The sequence below is a fragment of the Gordonia sp. 852002-50816_SCH5313054-c genome (assembly GCF_001665925.1).
GTDB lineage: Bacteria > Actinomycetota > Actinomycetes > Mycobacteriales > Mycobacteriaceae > Gordonia > Gordonia jacobaea.
Map to the genome: position 1 here is coordinate 83862 of NZ_LZTE01000037.1, position 11977 is coordinate 95838.

Annotated in this window: 13 protein-coding genes; 2 read left to right on the forward strand and 11 right to left on the reverse strand. The window is 66.3% G+C overall.

What is annotated here, in order from left to right:
- Positions 1–95: 95 nt before the first annotated feature.
- The 7 genes from A5788_RS23490 to A5788_RS09395 form a co-directional block, all read right to left on the reverse strand.
- A complete protein-coding gene (locus tag A5788_RS23490) occupies positions 96–197 on the reverse strand; it encodes a 30S ribosomal protein bS22 (RefSeq protein ID WP_003402602.1) in 102 nt (33 codons plus the stop codon).
- 241 nt (positions 198–438) lie between these two features.
- Entirely contained in the window at positions 439–669 is a 231-nt protein-coding gene (locus A5788_RS09370) for a helix-turn-helix domain-containing protein (protein WP_005204681.1), read from the reverse strand.
- Positions 670–890: 221 nt separating this feature from the next.
- Complete coding sequence (gene proC, locus A5788_RS09375; RefSeq protein ID WP_049699842.1) at positions 891–1727, reverse strand: pyrroline-5-carboxylate reductase; 837 nt, start codon at positions 1725–1727, stop codon at positions 891–893.
- 67 nt (positions 1728–1794) lie between these two features.
- Positions 1795–2646 carry a thioesterase family protein gene (locus tag A5788_RS09380; protein ID WP_064866548.1) on the reverse strand — a complete coding sequence of 284 codons (852 nt, stop codon included), beginning with the start codon at positions 2644–2646 and terminating at the stop codon, positions 1795–1797.
- Positions 2643–3539, reverse strand: coding sequence for a sugar phosphate isomerase/epimerase family protein (locus A5788_RS09385; RefSeq protein WP_064866550.1), 897 nt, complete (start codon positions 3537–3539; stop codon positions 2643–2645). Before A5788_RS09385 ends, A5788_RS09380 begins: the two co-directional genes overlap by 4 nt.
- A gap of 7 nt (positions 3540–3546) precedes the next feature.
- Positions 3547–5274, reverse strand: a complete 1728-nt coding sequence (locus A5788_RS09390; protein WP_064866552.1) for a hypothetical protein — start codon at positions 5272–5274, stop codon at positions 3547–3549.
- Between the two features lie 27 nt (positions 5275–5301).
- Positions 5302–6318, reverse strand: a complete 1017-nt coding sequence (locus A5788_RS09395; protein WP_049699846.1) for a Ppx/GppA phosphatase family protein — start codon at positions 6316–6318, stop codon at positions 5302–5304.
- Positions 6319–6445: 127 nt separating this feature from the next.
- On the opposite strand from A5788_RS09395, the gene A5788_RS09400 reads away from it, so the two are divergent.
- Positions 6446–7270 (forward strand): hypothetical protein, encoded by an 825-nt coding sequence (locus A5788_RS09400; RefSeq protein ID WP_416259124.1) that lies wholly within the window; start codon positions 6446–6448, stop codon positions 7268–7270.
- A 39-nt stretch (positions 7271–7309) separates the two neighbouring features.
- Positions 7310–8470 (forward strand): GGDEF domain-containing protein, encoded by a 1161-nt coding sequence (locus tag A5788_RS09405; RefSeq protein WP_064866554.1) that lies wholly within the window; start codon positions 7310–7312, stop codon positions 8468–8470.
- On the opposite strand, the gene A5788_RS09410 is transcribed toward A5788_RS09405, so the two are convergent.
- The 4 genes from A5788_RS09410 to A5788_RS09425 all read right to left on the reverse strand — a co-directional run bounded on the left by A5788_RS09410 (position 8452) and on the right by A5788_RS09425 (position 11871).
- A complete protein-coding gene (locus A5788_RS09410; RefSeq protein WP_049699848.1) occupies positions 8452–9138 on the reverse strand; it encodes a response regulator transcription factor in 687 nt (228 codons plus the stop codon). The two genes, A5788_RS09405 and A5788_RS09410, sit on opposite strands and share 19 nt — an antisense overlap.
- Positions 9135–10622 (reverse strand): sensor histidine kinase, encoded by a 1488-nt coding sequence (locus tag A5788_RS09415; protein ID WP_064866556.1) that lies wholly within the window; start codon positions 10620–10622, stop codon positions 9135–9137. Before A5788_RS09415 ends, A5788_RS09410 begins: the two co-directional genes overlap by 4 nt.
- A gap of 109 nt (positions 10623–10731) precedes the next feature.
- Positions 10732–11070: a GNAT family N-acetyltransferase gene (locus A5788_RS09420; RefSeq protein ID WP_049699850.1), complete on the reverse strand. Its 339-nt coding sequence runs from the start codon at positions 11068–11070 to the stop codon at positions 10732–10734.
- A gap of 54 nt (positions 11071–11124) precedes the next feature.
- A complete protein-coding gene (locus A5788_RS09425) occupies positions 11125–11871 on the reverse strand; it encodes a phosphoglyceromutase (RefSeq protein ID WP_049699851.1) in 747 nt (248 codons plus the stop codon).
- Positions 11872–11977: the final 106 nt, after the last annotated feature.

An 11977-nucleotide genomic window follows, 5' to 3' on the forward strand; every position in this document is an offset into this window, starting at 1 on the left:
AACCCGCACTCAGGCGGGTTCTTTTGGCGCGCGGTCGAGATGACCGCGAACGTATCGGTGGAGCGAATCCGCGCCGACTTACTCGGCGCGAGCGCTCACTTACCGAGTTTGCGACGCTGCACGCGGGTACGACGCAGAAGCTTGCGGTGCTTCTTCTTCGACATGCGCTTGCGGCGCTTCTTGATCACTGAACCCATCGGGGCACTTCCTTACTCACACGGTCTCACGCGGTTTCACGGCACGCTGTCGTCGACACTCACACTTGGGTGGTGAGGCCTGCCCGCCGGAACCTTGCGGCGAGATCAGCTACGCGATCATCAACACTACCGGTCGAGGTCGCAAAGAGAAAAATCAGGGGACCTCTGGTGAACACCACAACTCCTGCCGACGGCGCGCTGCGCGCGTTCGGCAGGAGTTGCCTCGTAGTTCGCGGTCGGACTAACCGGCGTCGAAGTAGGACGTCTCCAGGTAGTCATGCACAGCCTTGGCGTGCACACGGAAGGAACGACCCACGCGCACGGCGGGGAGTTCCCCACTGTGGACGAGGCGATAAACGGTCATCTTCGAGACGCGCATCAACGATGCGACCTCGGCCACGGTCAAGAACTGCGACCCTGAAGCCGCGTTGCTGACCGCACCTGACCTGTCACCAGGAGTCTCTGCTGCCATGAGTTACTCATACCTCCGGAGCACGCGTCGCGGCCGCCGGCTTCCCCTCCGGCGGACACCAGACACGCACGTGCTTAAAGCAGCTTAGCGTGGCAGATGTGAAAAAAGCGACGTAAGTGGCCTGGATCGGCGGCATTTCTGGCCCTCGACCACAACATGCTGGGGTTTTGGCCGGTAGAAGCCCCAAATATTGGGAGCCGACACCCGACGTGGTCGGCTGTTCAGCCTCCCAAACCCTCAACGTCGGGTCGACGTCCCGCGCGCGCACTGGCTTGCGCACACGCCTCCGTGGCCCGATACATCGCTGCTCGCGCACCGTTTTCCTCGAGCACGCGGATCGCGGCCGCGGTGGTTCCACCGGGCGATGTCACGGCTGCGCGCAGGTCGACCGGAGAGACCCCGGAGTCGCTCATCAGGATCCCCGACCCGCGGATCGTCTGCACTGCCAATTCGCTCGCCTGCGCGCGGGTGAGGCCGAGCGCAACGCCTGCGTCGATCATCGATTCGGCGAGGAGGAACACGTAGGCGGGTCCGGAGCCCGAGATCGCGGTGACCGCATCCATCTGCTTCTCCGGGACGACGATGACCTTGCCGACGCTCTCGAGCAGCCCGACGACCGCGGTGAGCTGCTCTGGGTCGACGTGGCGCCCCGGCGCGACCGCCGACATCGCTTCGTTCACGAGCATCGGCGTATTCGGCATGACCCGCACGACCGGCACGCCTGCGGGCAGCGCGTTCTCGTAGCGGGCGATCGGCACTCCCGCCGCGAGGCTGATGGTGACGCGCTCGGATTCGCCGTCGTCGTCGACCCGCGCGAGTTGGCGCAGCACGGCGTCGACGATGTCGGGTTTCACCGCGATGAAGACGTATTGGGAGCCCTCGACCGCGGTGGGGATATCGGTGACCAGTACGCCGTACTCCTCGGAGAGCTCGCGGGCGCGTCCCTCGTTGGGCTCGGCCACGGCCAGGTTCTTGGGCTGGTGACCCGCTGCGATGAGTCCGGCAAGGAGCGCCTCGCCGATCTTGCCGCCGCCGATGACGGCGATCCGTTCACTCACGTCGTGGTGCCTTTCTTCTCAGCCGTGACATCTGTGGTCAGCGGAATTCGGGTCAGCCGGGTTCGTATCAGCTCTGCCGCTGCGGGATCAGCGCGAGCTGACGCGACTGCGCGACCACGGTGCCCGTCGAGTCCACCACGAGGTGGTCCTCCTCGAACATTCCGGGTCCTACCTCGGTACTCGACGCCGCGAACCGCAGCCAACCCGGCGCGGGATGTCGTCGGACATAGGTGGTGAGCTGGACGGTCGGCGCCCACCCGAAGAGCGCGAGGTTCATCACCACCGGCGGCGAGATGTCGCAGACCAGCACGGCGAAATCGACGTCGGGCTCGGCGTTCTTCGGACGCGTCCACCCGCGCACGACCGGCTCACCGGTCTCACCACGCGCGACGGGGAAGCTCGTCGGATCGAGCACCAGGTCGAGTGCAGCCCCGAGGTGCATGACCTCACCGACCGGCGAGCCGTCGATGGAGATGCCGCCGGGCTGGGGATCGACGGGCAGGTCGTCGAGCACGGACGGCGCCGAGTGATGCGGCGTGCCGCTGTCGGGTCGCGCGAGGGTGACCGACGACGACACCATCAGTCGTCCGTTCTGCGCGAGGTCGACGGTCAGCAGGGTGACGGTGCGACCGCGTTTGCGCAGCGTCACCGCCAGGTCGACGTCGGCGGGATCGGGCGCGGCGAGGTAGTCGCTGGCAATGGCGACGGGCACGAGGTCGGCTGCCGACGGCATCGACTCGTCTGACCCGACGAGCTCGTCGTATGCGTGCAGCGCCGCTCGGGCGACCAGCATCTGCATCGTGCCGCCGTGCACCTTGGGTCCGATCGTGAACGTCGGGTCGATACTCGCGCGGTAATTCACATCGCCGGGGCCCTCGGTGGGACGCAGGGTCAACAGCCCAGCGATCTTGTCGCTCATTCGGTTTCGGTCTCCTGGATCGGTGCAGTGCGGACGGGATCGCGTCGAAGGTTGGTTCGCGCGAAGTCGAGGGCGCGCCCGAGGAGGGCCGCGCGTTCGGGTTTGGTGCGTGCCGATCCCGTGCTGACCTCGAGCACAACAGCCCCGGCGAAGTCGCTCGCGGCAAGGCGTCGACACACCTCGACGCAGGGTTGCGATCCGTCGCCCGGAATCAGGTGCTCGTCGGTTGCCGCACCGCTGCCGTCGGCGAGGTGGAGATGGCTCAGCGCCGACCCCATGCGATCGAACAGCTCGACCGCGTCGACCCCGGCCGTCGCGGTGTGCGAGAGGTCGAGGGTGTAGTGCGCGTACCCGTCGTCGGTGGGGTCGGTGGACTTCCCGAACGCCGATGCCGCGCGGCCCGGTCCTCCCCCACGTGCGTTCAACCGCTGCGCCGAGCGCTTACCCGCGCCGAAGAGCCTGTCGGCGCGCATCGGGAACATGTTCTCCACCGCGACGTCGACGCCGCTGTTCTCCTCGAGCTCCGTCACGAGATCGTCGAATGCTGCGGTGTACGCCCGCTGCCAGCGGAAAGGTGGATGTACGACGACGGTCGGCGCTCCGAGATCCTCCGCCGCCGACACCGCCCGCGCCAGCTTGGCCTGCGGATCGCGACCCCATACGCGCTGCGAGATGAGCAGGCACGGCGCGTGGATCGACAGCACCGGAACCTGATATCGCTCGGACAGATACTCGACGTGAGAGATGTCCTGGCTGACAGCCTCACCCCACACCATGAGTTCGACGCCGTCGAAACCCAGCTCGGCCGCGTACGCGAAGGCAGCCTCGGTGTTCTGCGGATAGACCGACGCCGTCGACAGCCCGATGGGGATGTCGGCTACAGGAGTGACCATCAGATCCTCACGTCGCGAGCAACACCAGCGGGCCGATGGTCACAATCAGTCCGACGCCCAGCGCCAGCAACGTGGTGAACAGGTCGCGGGAGTGCCGCACGGCGTGGGTGAACGAGACGATGCCGAAGATCACCAGCACCGCCAACACCAGCGCGAAGTAGACGTTCCAGCGCCAGAGCTCGGTGAATCCCCAGAACAATCCGACACCGACCGCCAGCCCGAGGATCGCCTCGCCGATGACCAACAGCCACGCCTTCGCCGGCGAACGGCCGTCTTCGTCGTCGGAGTCGCCGGTCTGCGAGTCCTTGGACGTTGCCGCCTTCGACGTGAGGGTTTTGGATTTGGGGGCGTCGGACGTCGGGGCTAGGAGAGCCGCCGTGCTGTCCGTTTCCTTCTCGTCTGCCGCGCTCTTGTCCGCTGCGCCCGCGTCCGCTGGGTTCTTTTCCGCAGGGCTCTTGTCCGCTGGGCTCGTGCTGACTGCGGGCGCGACCGCGGCGGCGCCGACTCCGGTCGAGCCTGTCGTCGCGGCCTCGGGTGAGTCTGATTCGAGCGCCTCGGCCGCATCTCGATCGGCGTGCTCACGGGCGTCGCGCTCGTCGTCATCCTCGCGGACACTGTCGAAGGACGAGTAGCCGTACGCGCGGTCGCCGTCGAACTTGCCTGCGTCGAACTTGCTGTCGTCGTCGTAAGCACTTGCGTCACTGGGTCGTTCGACGTCACTGAATGTCTCGACGTCACCGGATCGCTCGGCGTCGGGGATCACGTCGCGTGACTCCTCGACGATCCCGATGGCCGTGGTCTCCTCCACGAGCGCGGCTCCGGAGGTGTGGCGATCGTCGTCGACGAGTGAGTCGGACTCGACGTCGGTGCGGTCGTCCCGCGCGGCGGCCTTGCGCCCGAACCACCCGCGCTTGCGCTTGGGTTTGTCGCCGGAGCGTCGGGCCGAGCGCTTCTTCGACGACGCACTCTTCTCGTCGTCATCGTCGTATTCGGCGAACGACCGGTATGCGTCGAAGTCGTCGTCGATGACGTCTGCGAACCTGCCGGTGCGGGCGGGCGGCGGCGCATCGAGTTCTACGACGTCGACGTCGTCGGCCTCGACGAGTCGCACGCCATCGGCGGTGTCGTCGTCGCCGACGATCGGGATGATTCCGGTGACAGCGTTCGCGTGCTCGTCGCTGACAGGTTCCCCGTCGGACGTGCCGCGCGATGCCCGCTCGGCGATGGCGGCGGAACTGAAGTCGCGTGTCTGAGGAGGAGCGTCGTAGACACCGCGGTCGAATCCGGTCGACGCGCCGGCGGGGTCGGCGGAATCCTGGAGCGGTCGGCGGTCGGTCGCACGTCGCGGGACCGGGCTGCTCGACCGCGGGAAATGCGGCGCGGAGTCAGGCGACTCCCAGGCATTCGGCGCGCCGGCCGCCGGGGTGTCGGTCTTCGGTGCCTGAGTCTTTGGAGCCTGAGTCTTTGGAGCCTGGTTCTTCGGTGCGCTGGTCTTCGGGGCTTCGCTCCTGGGCGCGTCGGTGATCCGCGGGATCTCGCCGGTGAGCTCAGACACCGAGACGGCTCCGTCGCGCCCGGCACGGCGCCTGCCGCGGGTTTCGGTGAGGCGCTTCGTGCGTTCCTCGTCGGCGATGGCGGCGTCGCGACGTGCGAGCAGTTCCGACACGGAGATGGGCCTCGACTCCGACGCCGAGTCGTCCGATCCGCCCGTGGGTGACCCCGGTTGCTTGGCCATCGAAACTCGCTCTCCTCCTCAGGCCGCCTAGCGCAGGCCCTGGGTTGCCGGTGTCGAACCCGCCGACCCTGTGCGGGTCGCTTCAGTGGGGGTCGTCCCGATCTGTTCTTGGTTGTCCGCCAGCTCGGTGTCGAGACGACGCAGGATCACGCCCTCGCGCAAGGCCCACGGACAGATCTCCAGTGTATCGACCGACAGCGCCCGCATCGCCGCCTCCGCGACGAGCGCGCCCGCAACGAGTTGACCTGCACGGTCGGCGCTGACGCCCTCGAGTTCTGCGCGGTCGTCGCGGGTCATCCGCGAGATGAAGGCGATCAACTGGCGCAGCCCGCTCGCGGTGAGTTGACGCTTGACCCGCAACCCGGCTCCCGACGGCGCCGCGCCTGTCAGCCGCGCGAGCGACCGGAACGTTTTCGACGTCGCAACCGCGATGTCGGGTTTGCCCGCGGCACGCAGTTCGCGCGCGGGGTCCCTGAGCTCGGCGTCGAGCCAGTCACGCAGCACGCCGATACGTCGACGGTCCGGCGGATCGTCGGGCAGCCACTCGCGGGTCAACCTGCCCGCGCCCAGCGGCAGGCTCAACGCGACGTCGGGCTCCTCGTCGACGCCGTTGGAGATCTCGAGCGATCCACCTCCGATGTCGAGCGCGAGGATGCGCCCGGCGCTCCAGCCGTACCAGCGCCGCACGGCCAGCGAGGTCAGCCGCGCCTCGTCGCGACCGCTCAACACGGTCACTCGGACACCGGTCTTGGCTTCGACGCGGTCGAGCACTTCTTCGGAATTGGTCGCATCGCGCACAGCAGACGTCGCGAACGCCATCGTCTGCTCACACCCCGACGTGGCGGCGATGTGGGTGAACTCGTCGACCGAGTCGATCAGCGATCGGGCACCGCGCTCGGTGAGCCTGCCCTTCTCGTCGATCTGTTCGGCGAGCCGCAGAACCGACTTGGTTGAGCTCATCGGTGTCGGATGGCCGCCGCGATGGGCATCGACGACGAGCAGGTGGACAGTATTGCTGCCCACGTCGAGCACTCCTAAACGCACGCATACACGGTAGTGCTTCGACGATTCGCCATGTTGCGTGGGTGGCGAAACACACGGGCGCGATCAGACGCCACGCTGCCGATACGACTACCGTGAACGCGTGCCAAGCCCCACCCCGTCCGCACAGATCTCACCGGCTCCCGAGGTACCACTCGACTTCGCGCGCGAATGGTATGAGTTCTTCGATCCCGCGGACCCAGAACACCTCATCAACGCCGACCTGACCTGGCTGTTGTCGCACTGGACGTGTGTCTTCGGAACACCGGCGTGCCAAGGGATCATCGACGGCCGACCCGACGACGGCTGCTGCAGCCACGGCGCCTACCTGACCGACAAGGACGACCGGAAGCATCTCGCGAAGAGCGTCGCCATGCTCACCCCTGACGACTGGCAGTTCTACGAGAAGGGATCCGGCAAAGATCCCCTCGGCAAGAAGGGGTATCTCGAAGAGGGAGACCTCGACGACGAGCCCGCACTCAAGACGCGAACTCACAAGGGCGCGTGCATCTTTCTCAATCGTCCCGGTTTCGACCGCGGACCCGGATGTGCACTACACGCCATGGCGCTGCGCAAGGGCATCGAGCCGTGGAGCGTGAAACCCGATGTGTGCTGGCAACTTCCGATCCGGCGCGAGCAGGACTGGGTGGAGCGCCCCGACGGGACGCAGGTCCTCAAGACCACGATCACCGAGTTCGACCGTCGCGGTTGGGGCGAGGGCGGACACGATCTCAAGTGGTACTGCTCGGGTTCGCCCGACGCCCACGTCGGCGCGACGCAGGTCTTCGAGTCCTACGCCCCGGAACTGACCGAACTCCTCGGCAAACCCGCATACGACGAGTTGGCTCGGGCGTGCCGACGCCGCAACGGCCTCGGGATCGTCGCGGTCCATCCGGCGACAGCCGCGGCGACCACGCGCCGGACGACTGACATCAAGTACGAGGAACTGGGTTAACCGCTTCGCAGGCGCCGCGCATCGGGCACACTACCGAGCATGCGATTTGGGATACCAAATACAGCTCGGCAGTTGCTGAAGGCCGACGAGTACGAGTGGCTGGTGTCCTATCTCGTCGCGCGCGGCCTGCTCCGCTGGAGCAGGTGGCTGGTAGCGATCGACGGCGCCACCATCGGGGTGACTGCGATGCTCGCCGCCCTCGCTCCCCCAGGCGTGCTGTGGCCGTATGGCAACCTCGTGATGGCGGGTCTGGCCGTCGCCGGCATCTGCTGGGCGGCACGGTGGCTTTTCGGGCGCTGGCCGTCGCATCTCGAATCGTTGGTATTGATCGCCGCAGCCGACATCGGTGTCGCGACAGCATGTTTCGCTCATCACAACCTCGTGCTCGGCGTTGCCGCGACACCGCTGTTCGCGGCAACGGGGGCCTACATCGCCTTCTTCCACAGCACCGCAGCCAACATCTGCCATATCGTCTTCGCGGTCACCGTGGTGGTCACTGCCGTGGTCGCAAGCGGTTTCGTTCAAGGCCTGCAATGGCTTCCGGTCGCGATGAGCAAAGGCTTGATCGCCTTGTTGCTGACAGCGCTTGTCCTGCCGTTCCTGCGCATCGCCTACAGCATGTTCCGGTCCAGTGCTGACGCGTCGGCGGTCGACTCGCTGACCGGATTGCTGAACAGGCGCGGCCTTCGACAGGAGGTCGCGAAGGCCGAGATCGAATCACCCGACTCGACCCCGTGGACGGTCGTCGCGGTCGATCTCGACAACTTCAAGGCCGTCAACGACATCTACGGGCACCAGCGAGGCGACGACGTCCTCGTCGCAGTAGCCGACGTACTCCGACGTTGCCAGGTCCCGGGTACGCAGACACTGATCGTCAGACTGGGCGGCGACGAATTCGCGATGGTGTTGCGTGCAACGAAGACCGATGCGGAGTGCCTCGCCGCCCGCGTCCTGCAGACAATCAGCCAGGAAACCGATCTCGGCGTGTCGGCGAGCCTCGGCGTCGCCACCGGCACCCCGACCAGCGACGTGTTCGAACTGGTCGCGTCGGCGGACACGGCGATGTACACGGCAAAACGATCAGGCGGCGACCAGGTGGCTCAGGCCACGCTCGGCACGGGTCAGAACTCCAACAGTCAGAACTCCAACAGTCACGACCCGGACAGCCGGGAGTCGAACAGTCAGGGCTCGAGTTTGTAGCCGAGCCCGCGGACCGTCACGAGGTGCTTCGGGCTGGCCGGGTCGGGCTCGATCTTCGAACGCAGCCGCTTCACGTGGACATCGAGAGTCTTGGTGTCGCCGACGTAGTCCGCACCCCACACACGGTCGATGAGCTGACCGCGGGTCAGCACTCGGCCGGAGTTGCGCAAGAGGTACTCGAGGAGGTCGAACTCCTTGAGCGGCAACGTGATCTGCTGTCCGTTGACGGCGACGATGTGGCGCTCGACGTCCATCCGGACCGGACCTGCCTCCAGAATGCCGATGGCCAGGTCGTCGTCGATTCCGTCGCCACCGCGGCGCAGCACGGCACGGATGCGGGCGATGAGCTCGCGCGCCGAGTACGGCTTGGTGACGTAGTCGTCGGCACCGAGTTCGAGTCCGACGACCTTGTCGATCTCGCTGTCGCGCGCGGTCACCATGATCACCGGCACGCTCGACCGCGTGCGCAACGACTTGCAGATCTCCGTGCCGGACATGCCGGGCAGCATCAGATCGAGCAGAACGATGTCGGGGCTGACGCGATCGAAAGTGCCGAGTGCCGCAGCGCCGTCGTTGACGACAGTGGCCTCGAATCCCTCCTTGCGCAACAGGAATGCCAGCGGATCGGCCAGCGATTCCTCGTCCTCGACGATCAGAACGTGAGTCACCTGTCGGTTTCCTTCGGTCGTGCGAGTGGCGCAGACGGAACCGTCTCGCCCTGGACCACGGCTACAGCTGCCGTAGGTTCGATTATTTCGGTACCGGCTATTCCGGTGCCGGCCACGTCGGTGTCGTCGTCGCCCCAACCGATCTCGGTGCTCATGTCCTGCGGAATGCACAGCGTGAACGTCGAGCCGGTGCCTGGCTTACTCCAGAGCGAGATGACTCCACCATGATTGGCGGCGACGTGTTTGACGATTGCGAGCCCCAAGCCGGTGCCGCCGGTACTGCGTGACCGCGCCTTGTCAACACGGAAGAAGCGCTCGAAGACTCGTTGCTGATCGGCCGGCGCGATCCCGATGCCCCGATCGGTCACGGCGATCGCCACCATCGGCCGTCCGTCGTGGCGGGTCACCCGCCTGCTCACCGAGACGGTTGTGTGCGGCGGGGAGTAGGAGATGGCATTGACGATCAGATTGTTCAGTGCCGTCAACAACAGCATCCGGTCGCCGCGCACCGTCAGGCCTGCCGGGGCGTCGGCGCGCAGTGAGATCGACGCCGCTTCGGCAGCGACACCGGCTGATTCGATCGCGTCGTCGATCAGTGTGTCGATGTCGACGAGTGAGAAGTCGGCGGTCTCGCCCTCCTGCAGTCGCGATAGTGCGAGCAGTTCGGTGACCATGTTGCCCATGCGCGTGGCCTCGGCGACCACACGATTACCGAAGTGCTGCACCGAATCCGAGTCGTCCGACGACTCCAGCAGCGCCTCTGCGAGCAGGCTGATGGCACCGACGGGCGTCTTCAGTTCGTGCGACACATTGGCGACGAAGTCGCGGCGGGTCGCCTCGACGCGCAGGTGCTCGGTGTCGTCGGCGCCGTAGACAACGGCGTAGCGCTCCTCGCCCTCACGGACCAGCCGCGCGATACAGCTCACCGATTCGACGGTCTTGCCGCGTGCACGTCCCGTCGAGAGAAATCCCAACGCCGACGCGGGGGGTTCGAAATCGAAACGACGCTCGGCCTCGGTGTCGAGGACTTCTTTCGCCGCTTCCCAGACCGAATCGTCGAGCAGCCTGTCGCGCACGAGAGCCAATTCGACGGCGCGATGGTTGTAGAGGACGACGTCGCGGAACTGGTCGACGACCGCGACCGCGGTGTCGGAGTTTCGCACGATCAGTCCGAGCAGTCCCGCGGTGGTCATCCGACCGTCCTCCGTGACGCCGTTTACGTCGGTCTCGCGCAGCTCGGCGCTCTCGGGCACCACCCGCGGGCGCTCGGCGAGAGTCAACGCGTAGCTGGGCTGATCGTCGGCGATCTCGGGAACGACGGGGGCGGCAACATTGGTCGCGTGGTTCGCATCGTCGCGACTGCTGTCGAGCCCGCTGCGTGACATCGCGTCACGACGCCAGAAACGACCGAGCGCGAATCCGACGAGGACGGCTGCCACGAGGACGACGGCAACTGTCACGCCGCCCACGAATACACCGGTCACAACGTCAGCTTACGGCCCACCAAACTGCAGGAACACTCAGTGCAGGACAGTTCGACCGCTGTTCACGCACCGTTCCACCCGCATTACGTGACACCGCCGTCGCTTGCATTCAGGAGGTGACCGACGCCACCAGGTCGGCGTACTCGGGGTGCTGGTCGATGTAGTGACGAACGTACGAGCAGACCGGCACAACCTGCTTGCCCTGCGACCGGATGTCGTCGAGGACGGTCCGAACGAGCTGGCCTGCGTACCCGCGTCCCGAGTAGGCGTCGAGGATCACCGTGTGAGTCAGAATCACCTGGTAGGGCTCCGACACGTAGTCCAGGTACCCGACCAGCCGATCGGTGGGTTCGACGTCGCGCGGATCGGACTCGGGATCGGTGAGGATCGCCTCGTACCTCTCCTGCGGTGCCGAGTGGACTATGCGCAGGGTTCCAGAATCGGCCATGCAACCAATGTAACCGCGGTCACGGCAACCCGCCCGTGACAATTGGGTTACGGACTACTTCTTACCCTGCGCCGCGACGGCCGCAGCACCTGCGGCAGCAGCCTCGGGATCGAGGTAGGTGCCGCCGGGGTTGAGCGGTTTGAGGTTGTCGTCGAGGTCGTAGCGCAGCGGGTTACCCGTAGGGATGTTGAGCGCGGCGATGTCGGCGTCGGAGATGCCGTCGAGGTACTTGACCAGCGCGCGAAGCGAGTTGCCGTGCGCGGCGATGAGCACCGTCTTACCCGCCTTGAGATCGGCGGCGATGTCGGATTCGAAGTACGGGATGAGTCGCTCGACGACGTCCTTGAGGCACTCGGTCAGCGGAACCTCGGGGAGGTCGGCGTACCGGGGATCATTCGTCTGGCTGTACTCCGAGTCGGGTTCGATCGGCGGCGGCGGGGTGTCGTAGGAGCGGCGCCACAGCATGAACTGCTCCTCGCCGAACTTCGCGAGGGTGTCGGCCTTGTTGAGACCCTGCAGGGCGCCGTAGTGACGCTCATTGAGACGCCAGTCGCGGACGACCGGAATCCAGATCCGGTCGGCGGCGTCGAGCGCGATGTTCGCGGTGGTGATCGCGCGTCGCAGGAGCGAGGTGTAGAGGACGTCCGGCAACAGATCGTGCTCGACGAGCAGCTCGCCCGCGCGCGTCGCCTCCGCTCGACCCTTGTCGGTCAGCGCGACGTCGACCCAACCGGTGAACTGGTTGGACGCGTTCCATTCGCTCTCGCCGTGCCGCATGAGAATCAGGGTGCCGTTGCTCATAGGGGTCAGTTTTCCATACAGAGGCTTTGCACGGGGGCTTCACCCGAGCCTCCACACGGGGTCGACGGGTCATCGACAAGAGCGGGCCGCCCTCGGAAGTATCCGA

Excerpts from the sequence above, each read along its gene's own strand:
- A5788_RS23490 (WP_003402602.1), bottom strand. The coding sequence starts at position 197 with ATGGGTTCAGTGATCAAGAAGCGCCGCAAGCGCATGTCGAAGAAGAAG.
- A5788_RS09370 (WP_005204681.1), bottom strand. The coding sequence starts at position 669 with ATGGCAGCAGAGACTCCTGGTGACAGGTCAGGTGCGGTCAGCAACGCG.
- A5788_RS09380 (WP_064866548.1), bottom strand. The coding sequence starts at position 2,646 with ATGAGCGACAAGATCGCTGGGCTGTTGACCCTGCGTCCCACCGAGGGC.
- A5788_RS09385 (WP_064866550.1), bottom strand. The coding sequence starts at position 3,539 with ATGGTCACTCCTGTAGCCGACATCCCCATCGGGCTGTCGACGGCGTCG.
- A5788_RS09390 (WP_064866552.1), bottom strand. The coding sequence starts at position 5,274 with ATGGCCAAGCAACCGGGGTCACCCACGGGCGGATCGGACGACTCGGCG.
- A5788_RS09405 (WP_064866554.1), top strand. The coding sequence starts at position 7,310 with ATGCGATTTGGGATACCAAATACAGCTCGGCAGTTGCTGAAGGCCGAC.
- A5788_RS09420 (WP_049699850.1), bottom strand. The coding sequence starts at position 11,070 with ATGGCCGATTCTGGAACCCTGCGCATAGTCCACTCGGCACCGCAGGAG.
- A5788_RS09425 (WP_049699851.1), bottom strand. The coding sequence starts at position 11,871 with ATGAGCAACGGCACCCTGATTCTCATGCGGCACGGCGAGAGCGAATGG.